At 33.8% G+C, this 17464-nt stretch carries 13 protein-coding genes and 2 pseudogenes; all 15 read right to left on the minus strand.

The window, feature by feature from the left end; translation table 11 throughout:
* Positions 1-8: 8 nt before the first annotated feature.
* Positions 9-1277: a peptidase gene (locus CQZ94_RS10470; RefSeq protein ID WP_105585346.1), complete on the minus strand. Its 1269-nt coding sequence runs from the start codon at positions 1275-1277 to the stop codon at positions 9-11.
* A gap of 43 nt (positions 1278-1320) precedes the next feature.
* The gene (locus CQZ94_RS10475; RefSeq protein WP_105585347.1) at positions 1321-2289 is read right to left on the minus strand and encodes a polysaccharide pyruvyl transferase family protein; all 969 of its coding nucleotides are present in this window, start codon (positions 2287-2289) and stop codon (positions 1321-1323) included.
* Between the two features lie 62 nt (positions 2290-2351).
* Positions 2352-3560: pseudogene (locus CQZ94_RS10480) on the minus strand (glycosyltransferase).
* A gap of 119 nt (positions 3561-3679) precedes the next feature.
* A complete protein-coding gene (locus CQZ94_RS10485; RefSeq protein ID WP_105585348.1) occupies positions 3680-4852 on the minus strand; it encodes a glycosyltransferase family 1 protein in 1173 nt (390 codons plus the stop codon).
* A 35-nt stretch (positions 4853-4887) separates the two neighbouring features.
* Positions 4888-5949, minus strand: a complete 1062-nt coding sequence (locus CQZ94_RS10490; RefSeq protein ID WP_105585349.1) for an EpsG family protein — start codon at positions 5947-5949, stop codon at positions 4888-4890.
* Positions 5950-5984: 35 nt separating this feature from the next.
* Positions 5985-6878 carry a glycosyltransferase family 2 protein gene (locus tag CQZ94_RS10495; protein ID WP_105585350.1) on the minus strand — a complete coding sequence of 298 codons (894 nt, stop codon included), beginning with the start codon at positions 6876-6878 and terminating at the stop codon, positions 5985-5987.
* A gap of 5 nt (positions 6879-6883) precedes the next feature.
* A pseudogene (locus tag CQZ94_RS10500) lies at positions 6884-7994 on the minus strand (glycosyltransferase family 1 protein).
* Positions 7979-9136 carry a glycosyltransferase family 4 protein gene (locus CQZ94_RS10505; protein WP_105585351.1) on the minus strand — a complete coding sequence of 386 codons (1158 nt, stop codon included), beginning with the start codon at positions 9134-9136 and terminating at the stop codon, positions 7979-7981. The pseudogene CQZ94_RS10500 and the gene CQZ94_RS10505 overlap by 16 nt, the downstream one beginning before the upstream one ends.
* 33 nt (positions 9137-9169) lie before the next feature.
* The gene (locus tag CQZ94_RS10510; protein WP_105585352.1) at positions 9170-10996 is read right to left on the minus strand and encodes a polysaccharide biosynthesis protein; all 1827 of its coding nucleotides are present in this window, start codon (positions 10994-10996) and stop codon (positions 9170-9172) included.
* A gap of 305 nt (positions 10997-11301) precedes the next feature.
* Complete coding sequence (locus CQZ94_RS10515; protein ID WP_105585353.1) at positions 11302-11964, minus strand: CpsD/CapB family tyrosine-protein kinase; 663 nt, start codon at positions 11962-11964, stop codon at positions 11302-11304.
* Entirely contained in the window at positions 11913-12653 is a 741-nt protein-coding gene (locus CQZ94_RS10520) for a YveK family protein (RefSeq protein WP_105585354.1), read from the minus strand. The genes CQZ94_RS10515 and CQZ94_RS10520 overlap by 52 nt, the downstream gene beginning before the upstream one ends.
* 268 nt (positions 12654-12921) lie before the next feature.
* Entirely contained in the window at positions 12922-14256 is a 1335-nt protein-coding gene (glnA, locus tag CQZ94_RS10525; protein WP_002146212.1) for a type I glutamate--ammonia ligase, read from the minus strand.
* Positions 14257-14304: 48 nt separating this feature from the next.
* Positions 14305-14694, minus strand: a complete 390-nt coding sequence (gene glnR / locus CQZ94_RS10530) for a transcriptional repressor GlnR (RefSeq protein ID WP_002014475.1) — start codon at positions 14692-14694, stop codon at positions 14305-14307.
* Between the two features lie 176 nt (positions 14695-14870).
* Positions 14871-16142: a methionine gamma-lyase family protein gene (locus CQZ94_RS10535; RefSeq protein ID WP_105585355.1), complete on the minus strand. Its 1272-nt coding sequence runs from the start codon at positions 16140-16142 to the stop codon at positions 14871-14873.
* Positions 16135-17409 carry a GTPase HflX gene (hflX, locus tag CQZ94_RS10540; RefSeq protein ID WP_142395804.1) on the minus strand — a complete coding sequence of 425 codons (1275 nt, stop codon included), beginning with the start codon at positions 17407-17409 and terminating at the stop codon, positions 16135-16137. Before hflX ends, CQZ94_RS10535 begins: the two co-directional genes overlap by 8 nt.
* Positions 17410-17464 lie beyond the last annotated feature (55 nt).

The following is a 17464-nucleotide window of genomic DNA, read 5'->3' on the forward strand; positions in this document are numbered from 1 at the left end:
TCTATATTTTAGTTGTTTTGCGTACCCACTCTACTAAATTTGGCACTAATTTTCCTCTTTAAAATAGGGAAAAACTTTGTTATCCTGTATTTTAATAACGCTTTCCTTCGTTGCGCCTTGAAATCATAATCTAGAAACCAATTTAGTAAATTTTCATCTGCAATACAATCACAATTTTGTTTCATTCGCACTGGGATTAAATCCCAATACATTTCAATGAATGTATTGGTAAAAAACTTCACCTCGCTATTTAAAGAAGTTTTAACGTACTGATAAAGATTACTTGGAATATTAAAACCATATTCACGAGGATCTCTCCCTTCAGCAATTATTCCCATAATTGTTCTTAAACATTTTTCACATTTACAACAATTTTCTTCATTTTTAAAACATACCCTGATATTAACAGGTTCTTTATTAGCTGAATAATGGTCCACAACAACTTTAATCTTTTCTTGCCTAGTAAGTTCGTATCCATCATGAAAGACTGTTCCAGATGCATATTTTATTTCATTATCCACAGTTGGATCAGATGCACAAGTAACTTGATATAATGGAGAATTAGAGCTTGCAATGTATATACATTTTATCTTAAGTTTAAAAGCTATTGGAATAGCTGCAGATATTATTGCTAGACCATGATGCAATCCATGCCACCATGTATCGTTTAACTTTTCTCTAAAATCATGGTCAATGTTCCCTGCAATTATAAAGGTCCCATAGTTAGATTGTATAAAAATATTTTCTAGTCCATTATCCTTTACAAAATTTATGGCATTTTCTTTATCTGCCTCCCATACTTTACTACCCTCTATTTCATTTTCATGCCATCCATATTCAGTAACTAGCAAGGGGTTTTTATCTTTTATTCTTATAAATGTAGTAAGTGCATCTAATCCCCCACTAAATAAAGATGCCGCTTCAAGTTCCGGAATGTAAACATTATCAATAATTTCTCCTACATCCACGGATCCTTTAAATTTCACACCAGGAAACATGTTTTGATATGCATTTTTTATATTATTTAAACAAATATAAAAAGATTTATCTAATTCACTTATTACCATTGTTGAATTAGTAATCCATACAAGAGGTACTACATTTGCAACAAACGGAATAGCTAAAATACTTAAGGGGATATCAGATACATCATAGTTATATTCAAGAAACATATGATTACTTGTCTTAAAATACTTTTGTAAATTCCCCTTAATACTAAAAAAATAATCAACTCTATTATTTCTTACGACAATTTTATCGAGAATTATACTATTCATTTGAGCCTCCTAATAAATCGCCATTTTTACCACAGTACATTTGTTAATTAGAGAACTGTTTTAACCATTGATTTACTACATCAAAATCCACCTGAACATCCGTTATAAATTCTGAGTTTATCATTTTTTCGAGATTATTTAAATCTTCTCTATCAATCAGATTTAAATTATACGTTTCACCCATCCCCTTAGCTCTTTCATCTATGGAGATAATTATTGCACGTTTTTTATGACGCATAGCAAATATACCGCCATGTAAACGCGCTCCAACATAATCAACGGCTTTATTTAGGATTTTTTCATACGCCTCTATAGTAGGAGGTATAATTTTTATGCCCTGTATACCTTCTAAAGATTTTAAATGTTCGAAATCATCGGCGTCTTGTATCCAAAAGTAGACATTTTCATAACTTTTGCTAAGTATATCTATCAATAATTGATCTTTTTCACGATCTTTAGAATGATGGGTTAGTGTAAAAACAACCGATTCCGATTTTCCACTTGGAATTCCCCTACAAAAATCATGCGTAAAAGACCACAAAGTTGCACAACCAGTATTTAGAGCTTTAAACCCCATTTCTTCTAAAAATTTTTTTGTTCTTTCATTTCTAACGCTATGTATATATTCATGTGATAAAACTTTTCTATATAACATTTTTGTATAGGGATTTATTTTATTCCCTTTTCCTGCACCAACTCCAACCAGAATACTCCCCTTTAAAGGTCCATAATTTAATATATTAATATTCCACTGCGGGAAATGAGTAAACATATCCATTGCTAGCAAATTCGAACCACCTACAAACTTATATTTCGCATCACTATAAATCTTTACCCTATTTGATTTTCTCGCTACTTGGTACCAATGAAAAGGTGAAACATGAGTGGGTAATGTTAAAACATATGCATTTTTAGTTATATCAGAAAGATGATGCTTTACACACTTCATTATTATATCGTCACCCTTGTTAAGAGAACCTACTGATGTATCTAATACTAAAACATTATCCATAAAAATAATTCCCCAAAGTATCTTTTATAAGTAGTAAAAGATTTTTAGTTTTATAACTTAATCTATTCTAATTCAATTAACCTATATATCTTTTCCATTTCTATTTCATTACCATAATTTTTTTGACTTACATTATTAACAATTTCATTTCTGAATTCAACATCATCAATCATTTTTTTTATTCCTTCGACAATTCCCTTTATACCCATTGGACAAATATATCCATCTACCCTGTTCTCCAACTGACTTTTGGCTGTTGAAAAATTAGTTATTAATACTGGTTTTTTAAGAATTTGCGCTTCCCGAACTGTTACTGCCTTCCCTTCGTATCTAGAAGGTTGTACATAAATATCACATACTTTTATGTACGGGTACGGATTAATCTTCTTACCTAGTAAAACAAATTTATCTTGAAGTCCTAGTTTATCTATCAACAATTTAAGTTCCGCTTCTTGAGGCCCATATCCAACTATGTACCACTCGATATCATACCCTTGATCTAATAGTTTTCTAAGCGCATATATAGCGTTATCAATTCCCTTAGCATGCGAAAGTCTAGCAACAGTAATTAACTTGATTCGCTCGCTATTTATTGGTATTTCCTGAGTAATATCTCCTTCATTAGATTGTCCGCGAACAAATTCAGAATCTATTATATTTTCTATTACTTGTACCTTTTTATTAATATAAGGCAGACTATTCAGGAATGTATCTCTACAACTTTCAGAAACTGCCACGATATCATCCATTTCCCTCCACATTTTACATTCCATTTCTTTGTTAAGTTGTATGTTCGAATAATCAGTATGAATCCACCCAATTTTTCTTTTCGCTCGAACTTTATCCCCTATAAAATAATGCGGCCATCAAAAACTTATCGCAACATCGTACTCTTCTCTCAACTTTGGAAGAAATGGAAGAGATATTCTCCATCCATATTGAATGACGAAGTATCCAGGTTCTTTACTATTTACATATCTTCCATGCATAACACCCATAACTTTTCCTATCATCCTAGTAATTCCAATTGAGAAATGCCCTTCTTGTAATATCTGCTTAATTGATTTTCTAAAAGTAGTATATTGTTGCAATTCTTCTAATAAATTCGGCTCTTTAGGTAGTAAAGAGAAAAATCCTCCTTCATGTTTAAATAACATTAAATCTATATCATACTTACTGTAATCAATTGTATTTAATAAACCAATCAAACTTCTTTCTACTCCACCAATTTCCATATCAAAAGATGTAATTAATATTCTTTTCTTTTTCATTATAGGATACCTCACAAAATCTATTATTGATTTCTCTTCCTCATTTTATATTAGTATTTTGCTGTTACGCTCAACAAATCTCCTTATACATCAGACATATAAAATGAAAACAAATTAGATTACCCTATTTCTTCCTTGCGCACAATTCCATATAACGATAGCCACTCGTAAATGTTATCGTTAATATCAAAGCCTAATTTCGATATATTGTTAATTATGAATTCCCTGTCAGGTCTTTCTTTTAACAAAGCTTTATAAATTTCTTTACACCATATTTCAATTTCTTCATCTAAGTCAACAAATGACATTATCCCTAACCCCATATCAGTATTATTAGGTAGCGTATCTGCTACAACACATGGTACACCTGCAGATTGCGCTTCTAAAGTTACAATACCAAACCCCTCAAACAAAGAAGGAAAAATAAAAACATCAAAACTCTTCATGAGTCGTGAAATATCCTTCCTAACCCCCAAAAATCTAATGTTTTCAAAAATCCCTAATTGCTTTGCTTTTAATTCAATAGAAATCCTTAACGGGCCATCTCCTACTAAAATAGCAACAAAATTTGAATCTCGTTTTAAAATTTTCTTTAAAACTTTTAGGATAAAAATATGATTCTTTGACTCTGAAAAACTTCCTATATGTCCTATTAATTTTGCTGCATTCGGTATATTAAGTTCCCTTCTTACGCTGACACTACTCCCAGCGTCTATATCAGTAAATTGATTAATATCTATACCGTTTTTAATTAGTTCTATCCTCTCACTATGAAGCATCCTTTCGCCAAATAAAAAACGTGCTGCTTCAACGCTGCACGCACAATAATTAGTTCCAGCATATTTAATAATAGATTGCAAAACCTTTAGGATAACTCTTGCTTTTATTCCAGAGTCTTGTGGCCAATTATTACTATGCGAATGACAAATTCTCTTTTTTATACCAGCTATTTTTGCCGCTACAGCAACGAAACCACCTTGATAATCCGTATGTGCATGTACAACTTCATATTGATTATCCGACATAATTTTTACAAGTTCTTTAACATAGGAAAAAGGTCCTATTTGTCCTAAACTAGGTACCTTATATATTCTCCCACCTAACGCCATTATTTCATCTTCATAATCATTTTTCTCATTTCGATGAGATACAAAATCAAACTGAAGCTGCCTCTTATCTATTTTCCTATATATATTCATTAGTAACGTTTCAGCTCCCCCGCGATTCAGAGCGCTGACAATGTGTAAAACCTTCTTTTTATTTTTAGGTCTAAGCTTAGAATCTATCCCCATTTAACAATCCTCTCCCAGCATTTTGCACTTTATTATCAAAGTAGGTTGCTCTTATAGATAATTCCCAGAGTAATTACATGTTCATATACAAAATAAATAAAATAGCACACTAGAACTGCATAATAAATTAACTTTTGATCTTTATCTGTAAATGACTTCACAACCCAAGAAATTAATATTAACTGATACAATCCAAAATATATGGAGAATCTAGCAAATATCCAATTTTGTGTTGAAATAATCATAAAAACAAGACCTAATATAGACATATTTACAATATAATCACTTTCAGGGAATAACGCCCTCATTCTATCTTTCCCAAGGTAAGCCAGTATAATTGGCACTATATTCACAGCAACCCTAAGTATATTGGCACCACCTTCATGAAATTCCTTATATTGACCATATTGAGTATTTCCAATAGCCGAAAATAAAACTTCTGAAAACTGATTAAAGCCTATAACTACACATACTGCTAAAAAAAGAAGCAAATATGTCGTTCCTGACCAGGCTTTTTTTCTTACAAAAAAGTAGATTGGCATAAGAACTAATGCACTTGCATGAAATGTGGATGCGCATAATACAATTGCCATATATTTTTTCCATTTTCCTTCAAAAATATATTTTGTAGCAGCAAAAATAATTGCAGCAGCTAAATATTGCCTGATCCCATTCATTGATGTTAAATACATACCTGACGTAATATAAACATATAAACTCAATTCAATTAACCTTGAATATTTATATAGTGTTGCTATAATGAGTACATTTGTTATCAATGCTGTAGTAAAAACCATTACTTGAGGATCATCCGTATATTTTTTCAAAACCATTTGAAAAATATTAAAGCCCATGTCTTTGTTAGTTTGAACATACTCCCAATTAAAATCCGTTATTTTATATGCATGCATATAAAAATAAGTATCCCCAATATTATTCCGAAGCCCCGATACTAATATAAGGGATAGAGCGGCCATCAAAATTAGAAACTGATTTAGCTTTATCGGTATAAGACTATTAGTCACTGGTATAGCAAAATACCTTGCAAAAAATGCGAGTATGAATACTATAGCAAGATTCATCCAAAGTATAGTCATTATTATTTCCTCTCATTTACTTACTAATTAAATTTTTAAATGTTTACTTTCATTTTTGTTTTCATTTTAATGTAACTATAAAGGATAGCCCCAAATGGTAGCGCACACAGTGTTAGTCCTTTACATGGTGATTCTTGTATAAACTTTCTATTTCTTGCTATAAAACTACTAGATACATAATGTATAGCTTGCCTATACTTAAATAGTCGATTAGTAAATGGCAATTTCATAAGTTCCTTGCGATAAAAGGCAAAACCTTTTGGATTTTTATGATATTGATTTAGCATATTCATTGATGATCCATCAGCCATGTATTCCACATAACAAAGTGCCTCATTCATTAGTAACATCTCATACTGCTGATCTAACATATAATATTTATATGCTAATCCAACATATTTTTCATTTTTAAAAATTGGGTATCGATATTTCTTAGTCAATTCTGTGCGATAAACCAATTTTTTATCACCTGTGACACCATGTTTGTTGTAAAGATTAAACAACGTGGAGTATTTAAGGTTTTCTGGTAACTTTGAGCCAATTATTTGCCCATTTGTATACAAATCCAATCCAATTATCCCACTAACTTCATCATTCCCATATCTACTCCAAAAAGAAAGGATTTTTGTTACAGCATCATCTGGCATATAATCATCAGAATCAATACAAACATTTAACTCCGTATCAATCATTTCATATGCTGCATTATGAGCACTATGCATACCTTGATTACTTTGCCAATGATACCTAATTGTTATACATTCTTCATCAATCCAGCTATCAACCAATGTTTTTGTGTTATCACTAGATCCATCATCTATTATTAACCATACAAAATTCTTACATGTTTGACGTTTTAAACTCTCATAACAATTTGCAAGACAATACGCTCTATTATAGGTAGGGGTGAAAATCGTTAAATTCTCCAAATTACTCACCTCGAAAGTACGGAATAATAGTCTTGAGTTAATTCTGCCGTATGTTTTATATCGTAGCCTTTCTCTAAAAATACTTGAGCTGGTATTTCCCTCGGAAAATTACTAATTTCTATATTTTTCATTTTTTCTATCCAAGCCATTTTATCTGTTAGACGAACATGTTCAACTAAATTCATCCCTAAATCCACTTCTTTCGTAATATTATCCGATATGATACAAGGTAAACCAACCCCTTGTGCTTCTACAAGTGTGACTGGTAATCCCTCATGAATAGATGGGAAAACAAACACATCAAATGCTTGAAGTATCTTTTCTATATCACTTCGTACCCCCAGAAACCTTATGTGATTCTCCATGTTCAAATCCCTTGCTTTTTTTTTCAATTTCCAAGCGAAGCGGCCCTTCTCCAGCTAATAAAAGTATTGAATTTGGCCGAAATTGAGTTAACTGCGCAAATAAATCTATAAGATAGGTATGATTTTTTTGATAAGCGAATCTTCCGACATGACCTATAACAAGAGCGTCTTGTTCAATTTGTAATTCCTCTCTTACTTGTTTTCTTATTTCTGGACAGAACAAAAATCTATCACAATCAATTCCATTTTTTAAGATTCTAGCTGTATCGGTTTCATCTACAAATAACCATCTGGCAGCAGCATTCGAACATGCTAACAAATGTGTTGCACATGTGGCTATAGATTTTCCTGCATACCATTTATAGATTTTAGCCGCAGTACCACCTTCACTACTAGTATTATGACTATGCGCAATCCTAACTGGCACCCTTGCTTTTTTAGCTGAACGAAGTACAAATCCGCTCATTTTATCCATATGTGAATGAACGATTTTATATTGCGGATGAGAGCTAAAGAAAGTATCTAGCACCTTTATATAGCCTCTATGACCAACATCTGTAACATATGGAATTCTATGAGCTTTTCCGCCTAACTTTATTATTTCTTCATCAAATACACCCTCTTTACAAGTTAAAAAATCAAATTGTACTTTTGAGCGGTCTATATTACGATACAAATTCATAATTAAAGTTTCGGCTCCGCCTCTATTCATATTTACGACTACATGTAATACTCTCAATGGAGTGCCCAATTTAAATCCTCCATTTCATCCATATATGTTGTATAAATTTCTTGTTTCTCTTTCAATACTTCATTAACTGAATATTTACTTGTAATAATAGTACGTCCACACTGTCCAAACTGAGCTTTTAATTTAGTATTTTTAGAAATAGAATTTATTCTTTCAGACATCGTCTTTATATCATCACGATCTATAATCCAACCATTTTTATTACTAATAATTAGCTCCCTATGTCCCCGATTGTCAGTAGCGATAACCGGAAGTCCACAAGCCATAGCTTCCATAATATTAACTGGTAAACCTTCCCGGTAACTCGATGCAACAGCTAAGTCACACATCTGCAACAAAGAGGCTATATCATTTCTATAACCAAGAAAGTGAACCATATTACTCACGCCTAGTTGAGTCGCTATTTTTTTGCACTCTTCCATTAACGGTCCTTCGCCAGCAAGTAGAAGCTTTGCATGCGGAATTTCATTTTTCAACTGCGCCAATGATTGAATTAAGAAGCTTTGGTTTTTGTTCTTATTAAATTCGGCAGCATAAAACATTAAAAAATCTTTTGTCTTATAACCATTTTTAAGCCTTAATTGCTCTTTTTCACTTTCAGTAGCAGGAACATATCGTTCTATATCTACTCCTACACCATGAACGAGTTTAATATTTTTCACCTGAAACCGATGTCTTACCGCTAAATTGTAATCTTCTTGATTAATTGTTATGAGACAATCCGTAGTAGTAGCTAAACTTCTTTCAATTGGATAGTATAAAAGCCAATTTTTGAATGGTGATCCTTTACAAAAGTGAAATCCATGCGCTGTATATATAACCTTTGTCCCTTCCCTCCGTGCTTTACGAGTAGCTAAACGAGCAATTACTCCTCCCATAGGCGTATGACAATGAATGATATGATATTTATTTTGATGAATAATTGATTTTAGTTTTTTATATGCATGAAGGTTTTGTATGCTAAGAGGTGATCTTTGAATAGGAATATTATATTTTTGAGTTACATATGGAAGATGTATATCCCCATTCGCTGCAACATGTACTTCCCATCCTTGTTCTGAAAACCATTGCAAATACGGTAAATGAAAAGCCTTAAAATGATAATCCACAGTTGCACAAAACAGAACTTTTTTAGACACCATCCCACGCACCCGTCTTATATTAATTTTTTTCTATTAACCTGATACCGGTATTAATAGTTTTAAAGTTTTACGCTTATTCACTAAGTTTAACAATCGCTTTCTTAATTCTACTTCGTTTAAATCTGTATAATTTGAAATAAACTCTTCTATTTCTTCTATTCGAACATTCATTTCTTGTCCTACATAAATTCTTGGGTGAACTTGCTTCTCATTCATTTCATCTTCTTTTAGTAATTCTTCAAAAAGTTTCTCCCCTGGGCGTATACCAGTAAATTCTATTCCTATTTCATCCACGGAATTTCCGGATAATCGAATGAGATTTTTAGCGAGATCGACTATTTTTACTGGTTCTCCCATGTTCAGCACAAAAATCTCCCCACCTTCAGCTAACGCACCAGCTTGCACTACAAGTCTAGATGCCTCTGGAATTGTCATAAAATACCTAATCATATCCGGATGAGTAACTGTAACTGGTCCACCGTTTTGAATTTGCTTCTTAAACAAAGGAATAACACTGCCTCTACTTCCTAAGACATTCCCAAATCTTACAGTAACAAACTTTGTATGACTTATTTTATCTTTATGTTGAATTACCATCTCAGCTAATTTCTTTGTTGCTCCCATAACACTCGTCGGGTTCACCGCTTTATCAGATGAAATCATAACAAACGTTCCTACTCCAGTTGCTCTCGCTGCCTCTGCTACATTCATAGTTCCAATCAAATTATTTTTAACAGCCTCTTCAGGATTATTCTCCATTAGTGGTACATGTTTATGTGCAGCTGCATGATATACAACATTCGGAAGATGTTTACTCATAATTAAATGCATCTTCTTAGCATCTTGTATATCTGCGATTTCAGGAATAAATGTGCCTTTCATCTCTCTATATTTTTCGTTTAATTCCATTTCTATAGAATAAATACTGTTCTCCCCATGCCCTAGTAAAATCAACTTTTTCGGCTTAAATTTCGCAACTTGTCTACAAATTTCCGAACCAATGGATCCACCTGCACCAGTAACTAAAATGACTTTGTCAGTTATATAATCTGAAATAATATCCATATTAAGTTCTACAGGATCACGCCCTAATAAATCTTCTACTTGAACATCCCTGAATTCATTCACCGAAACTTTACCTGTTACTAAGTCTTCTAACATCGGAAGAATTTGAGTTTTCACCTGTGTTTTCAAACATTCTTTTAAAATAATATTTCGATTCCCTTTGCTTAGTGAAGGAATTGCTAAAATAACATTTTCAATATTCAGTTTTTTAACAACGTACTCAATTTGATTAATACCGCCAATTACTGGAATCCCCCAAATATCAAGATTATGTTTTTTTACATTATCATCAATAAATGCGACTGGCATTAATTCGGCAGTACTATTCTTTAACAACTGCCTTGCAACCATTGTCCCCGCTGAACCAGCACCAACAATTAAGGTTCTTTTTTTATCACCCTTTTTTACATAATAAGCATCTCTATACATTCTCCAAATAAAACGTGAACCGCCAATTAATAAAATATGAATCATCCAAGTTACAACTAACAACCGAAAATACATTTTTGGCATTATTATTTGTTGCACAACTGCTGTAGTAATGATAGAAAATGTAACAACTTTGCATATAATGAGTAATTCTCCTATACTTGCATATTCCCAAGCTTTGTTATACAACTTATACATTAAAGCAAACAAATGATGACTGACTAATAAAGTGATAGAGCTAATAACTGATGATAAAGTGATAACACTAAAGCTAGCATTTACAAAGAAATAACTAAAAAAAATAGCACTTAACACAATCAGTGAATCCATTAAAAGTAATAACGATACCCTCCGCCGATACGTCATGTAACTTCCTCCTTTAATCAATTCCATACTTAACTCTTTCAAATTTAAAGTTTCTAACTATATTCTCTTTATTAAAAGCACATAGTTAGAAACCTTAATAAAACATGGGCATCTAACCCTCCCTCACATTACACTTTTGATGACCCGCATCTAAGGTTGTTTTCACAACCCACAGCATAATCGAGTGCCTCCGTTGATCGCGGTAAGGAGACATCACCACATCGTAGTCCTTTAAAAAATTCTTTATAAAGAACATCTTCATATACGAATCTTAAATTTATTTTTCTAAAGTACATTTATATTATTCATACTTTATCATTCAAAATCGCACCTAACATCCTACTTTTCGTAAAACTTAAAGCCCTTTTCGTTTCAAGCGCATCTTCGCTCACAGTACGATTATATCGAATTACCAATAGCACCCCTTCACATTTATCAGCCAATACACTTGTATCCGTTACTTCTAGTACAGGAGAAGAATCAAATAATATGATGTCATATCGTTCCATCACCTTTTGAATTAACATATCCATTGCATCTGAGCTAAGTACTTCAGATGGATTGAATGGTATTGGACCGCTAGTTAATACATTAAGACTTTCCATCTCTGTTTTTTTTACAGCGCCTTCTAAATTTGTTTTTCCGTTCAATATGTCAGTTAATCCAATTTCATTTTCTACTCCAAACATTTCATGAATCGTTGGTTTTCGTAAATTTGCATCTATTACCAATACTTTTTCACCTTTTTGCGCTATTGAGACTGCTAAATTAACTGTAATCGTTGATTTTCCTTCACCATACCTCGGAGAAGTAATAACTATAGTTTTGCTTTTATGAATAGACGAAGATAATTGGAGGTTTGTTCGAAGCGAACGGTACTGCTCCGAAATTTTCGATCTTGGAGCTGTATAAGCAATTATACTTTCTCCTTTAACTTTATTTGTTTTTCGTCTATTTTTGTAAGCCACTCCGTTCCCTCCCCCAGTACCACTGTGTTTTTTTCACTAAATTTGTCTTTCACATTTTTCCTATTCGTTTTAGAAATCCCACCCAAAACAGGGACATCTAACAATTGTTCAATTCGTCGTTCTGATTTTATTCTCTCATCAAGTGAATCCAATAAAAAAATAAAACCGATACTGAGCACCATACCTATAGAGAATGCAATTAGTATCGTCTTAAAGTGATTTATATTTATAGGCATCGAATATTTTTGAACTGGGTCTTCCGGTAGTATACTCACATTATTAAAATTCAATATATTCGCTACTTCTCTCTTATAAACAGCAGCTGTAGTATTTGCAATTTTATGCGCAAGTACAGGATCCATGTCCACTACATTTATTCTCATAATCTGGGATCCTTGTACACTTTCTGTACTTATTTGCCCACTTAATGCACCTACAGATTTGTTAATATTCAATTCAGCAGCTACTTTTTCTAATATTACAGGCTCATTTACCATTGCTTTCAGTGTATTCATAGTTTCAGTGTTAGCTTGGACAATAACTCTTGCCGAGGAGGCATATAATGGCGTTTTTACATATATACTATAAATCGCTCCTCCTAACGTTGTGAAAGTTGTAAACAATAAAAGTATCCAAATTCTTTTTCGTATAATAGTAAATAGATTTTTCAAATTTATTTCCTTATCCATAACTTCCCTCCTCATTTAAAACCAATGAGCTTCAACTTGAAATTGGCATCGAAAACTTAAGAAAAAATAATATTTTCATTATTTTTAATATACAAAAATTTCTAGTTAATGCCATTTTAGTTCTTTATATAGAACGAGTCAACATAAATTATTTTCACAAAATTACTTCCTGATGGCGCTAAAAAAATTACGATAACATTCGAGTTTTTTCACTGTAAATAAATGACGAAAAAGCCCTAATACCGTAGTATTAGGGCTTTTTTCTCTCTTAGTATAGAGACATATATTGATCGCGTTCCCATTGGTGAACTTGCGTGCGGAAAATATCCCACTCAATTTCTTTCGCTTCGATGAAGTGCTCAAGTAAATGCTCTCCTAGTGCACCACATACGATTTCATTAGATTGTAACGTAACTAATGCTTGCGCTAATGTTGCTGGTAAATCAACGATACCTGCTTCTTCACGCTCTTCTTTTGTCATTACGTAGATGTTACGGTCTACTGCAGCTGGTGGAGTTAATTTGTTTTTAATTCCATCAAGACCTGCTGCTAATAATGTAGCCATTACTAAATACGGGTTTGCAGCTGGGTCAACACTACGTACTTCTACGCGTGTACTTATACCACGAGATGCCGGGATACGTACTAACGGGCTACGATTTTGTGCAGACCATGCTACGTAACATGGAGCTTCATATCCAGGTACTAAACGTTTGTACGAGTTTACAGTTGGGTTTGCTACCGCTGTAAATGCTGGTGCATGTTTTAAAATACCTGCGATGAAATGACGAGCATCATCACTTAATTGTAAATCACCGTTTTGATCGAAGAACACGTTCTCACCATTTTTAAATAGTGATAAGTTACAGTGCATACCTGAACCGTTCACACCGTATAATGGTTTCGGCATAAATGTTGCGTGTAAACCATGTTTACGAGCAATCGTTCTTACAACAAGCTTGAATGTTTGAATGTCATCACATGAGCGAATTGCATTTGCATATTTAAAGTCAATTTCATGTTGACCTGGTGCAACCTCATGGTGAGATGCTTCAATTTCAAAGCCCATTTCTTCAAGTTCAAGAACGATATCACGACGACAGTTTTCCCCTAGATCCATCGGCGCAAGGTCGAAGTATCCACCGTTATCGTTTAATTCTAATGTTGGATTTCCTTTTTCATCAACTTTAAATAGGAAGAATTCTGGCTCTGGTCCAAGATTGAAATCTGAGAATCCTAATGCTTCCATTTCTTTTAACACACGCTTTAAGTTGTTACGTGGGTCGCCATCAAATGGCGTACCATCAGCATTGTAAATATCACAGATTAAACGAGCTACTTTACCTTTTTCAGCTGTCCAAGGGAAAATTACCCAAGTATCTAAATCCGGATATAAATACATATCAGATTCTTCAATACGTACAAAACCTTCAATAGAAGATCCATCAAACATCATTTTGTTATCAAGAGCTTTTGTTAATTGGCTCACTGGAATTTCTACGTTTTTAATTACTCCTAAAAGGTCTGTGAATTGCAGACGGATATACTTTACATTCTCTTCTTTCGCCAAACGGAAAATATCTTCTTTTGTGTACCTAGCCATTATAAATTCCTCCTTAGTCCCTCTAAACACCTTCAGAATCAGTTATCTTTAGTGAAAAAATCTTGAAATATCACCTTGCCGCAATGAAGTTCGATTAAATCTACCTGTATGCTGTAGTTCATCTCGAAGAATTTTGCGAAGCTCGGATTTTGAAATTTCTTTCGTTTCTTCTTTTACTTTCACTGCTTCTGTTTGATTTTCTTTCATTTGCAATACTTGTTTAATTCCGGCCATATTTAAGCCTTGATCTAACAAATCTTTAATTTCTAACAATTTATCTACATCGTTAAATGAAAATAATCTACGATTCCCTTTTGTACGGGTTGGAAAAATAAGATTATGCTCTTCATAGTAGCGAATTTGACGTGCAGATAATTGTGTTAAATCCATTACAATACCAATAGGAAACAGCGGAGCAGAACGTCTATCTTCTTTCATCATTTCAGTTCCTCCTTCGCCTTAACTGCTTCCCATTTTATATTATGTTATGTTTCATGTCAATAGATGTTAGCTTTTCTTACATGATTTTTTTTAAAAAAATTCCACTCTTTTTTCTAATGGTAAAAATCATTGCTTTCACACGAAAAAAAGCTGTCGAAATCGACAGCTTCCCCTTAAGAAATTGTTAATAGATTTTTTTCAATTAACGCATCAATTGCAGAACAAATTGCAATCTTCACATGAGAATACGTCAATCCACCTTGTACGTATGCAACATAAGGAGGACGAATCGGACCATCCGCAGATAATTCGATACTTGCACCTTGAATAAACGTCCCTGCAGCCATAATTACATCATCTTCATAACCTGGCATATAGTTTGCATATGGAGTGAAATGAGAATTAATTGGAGATGCATATTGAATCGCTTGACAGAATGCAATCATACGATTTTTATCATCAAACTGAACAGATTGAATTAAATCCGTTCTTGACGCATTCCACGCTGGTGATGTGTTCATTCCTAACTTCTCTAAAAATGCCGCTGTAAAAATCGCACCTTTTAGCGCTTGCCCCGCCACATGCGGCGCTAAGAAGAAACCTTGATACATTTCTTGCAGACTGTATAAAGATGCCCCTGCTTCCGCACCAATCCCCGGAGATGTTAGACGATATGCACATGCTTCAACATACTGTTCTTTACCTACAATGTAACCACCAGTTTTAACAATTCCCCCGCCAGGATTCTTAATAAGAGAACCTGCCATTAAGTCCGCACCAACATGACACGGCTCTTGTTCTTCAATAAACTCGCCATAGCAGTTATCTACAAATACAACAACATCAGGCTTAATTTCTTTAACAAACGCGATCATCTCTTTAATTTGTGAAACGGTAAACGACGGACGAGTAGCATATCCTTTCGAACGCTGAATACCAACCATCTTCGTATTACTATGGATCGCAGCTGCAACAGCTTCAAAGTCAACAAGCCCCGCTCCAGTTAGCGGAACCGCGTTATATCCGATATTATATTCTCTAAAAGAACCTACACCTTTCCCGCGCACACCAACGATTTCTTCTAGCGTATCATACGGTTTCCCCGTTATGTATAGTAACTCATCTCCCGGACGTAAAATACCAAATAAAGCTGTTGAAATTGCATGAGTACCCGAAATAATTTGAGGACGAACAAGACCCGCTTCCGCTCCAAATACATCCGCATACACCTTCTCTAACGTGTCACGACCAATATCATCATACCCATAACCTGTCGTCGGAATAAAATGCGAATCACTAATTTTATGTTTACGAAAACTTTCTAGCACACGAAATTGATTACTCTCAATTACTTCATCCACACGTTTATGCACTTCTACAACTTGACTTTCTACTTCTTTTACGATTGGAGCAATTTTTTCTCCATTTTTCAAACGATCAAACATTATTATTTTCTCCTTCTTCCACTAAAAATCTCTTTAATTGCCCATTAAGCGATGAATGAGCAAATATATATCCTGTACAATCATATACAAATTTATCTTCTAGAAACTCCATTTTAGTTAATAACGTTTCCGTCTTTAAAAGCGTTAACAACCTACCTTCACCCGGAGGAATTTCCACTTGATAATCATCCATTTCTTCCTTCATCTTCATTTCTATCGCTTCTTTTATACGCAGTAAATCACTTTCTTCAAAAGCACTAGTCATTAAGAAATCACTTTTCGGAAATGGAATGAAGTTTTGATGCAATTTATCTTTTTTATTATATAACGTAATAATAGGAATATGATTAACTTCAAGGTCTGACAATAATTGTTTTACCGTCTGCTCATGCCCTACATAATTAGGGTCTGCCGAATCAACAACATGTAAAATAACATCCGCTTCACCAGCTTCTTCTAACGTAGATCGAAAAGCAGCGATTAGTGACGTAGGTAAATCTTGTATAAAACCAACCGTATCAGTCAAAAGCACTGTATAACCAGAAGGTAACGGCATCTTTCTTGTCGTCGGATCTAGCGTTGCAAACAATAAATTTTCTTCAAACGTATCAGCTTCCGTTAATCTATTAAACAACGTAGATTTCCCTGCATTTGTATACCCAATTAACGAAACTTGAAACACTTTATTATCTTTCCTTCTCTCACGATATCTTTTTCGATGTTCTACAACAACCGCAAGTTGCTTCTTTATTTCATCAATACGTGATCGAATATGACGACGGTCCGTTTCAAGCTTCGTCTCTCCCGGTCCTCTTGTACCAATTCCACCACCAAGACGTGATAAAGACAAACCTTGCCCCATAAGGCGCGGCATTGTATATTGCAACTGAGCTAGCTCTACTTGAAGCTTACCCTCTCTTGATTTCGCACGTTGCGCAAAGATATCTAGTATTAACTGCGTTCGGTCAATCACTCTCGCATCTAATACTGAAGATAAGTTCCGAATTTGGCTTGGCGTTAACTCGTTGTTAAAAATAATAACAGCTGGTTCTAATTCTTCAGTTAACAGCGTAAGCTCTTCAAGTTTACCTTTTCCTATATAAGTCGCAGGATGAAACTTCGGGCGCTTTTGCGTCGTTGATACTAACACTTCCGCTCGCGCAGTCTTTGCTAGCGATACAAGCTCTTTCATGGAATGCATAAATTTTTCATCATCATCTTGCGACAATTGACAGCCAACTAATATGACTTTTTCTTTTTCTTCCATCAAATATGTTCACTCATCCTTTTCGAAATTTAAACCTTCTAATATAATAGCAGAG

It is taken from the genome of Bacillus sp. MYb209 (assembly GCF_002975175.1).
Classification (GTDB): Bacteria; Bacillota; Bacilli; order Bacillales; family Bacillaceae_G; genus Bacillus_A.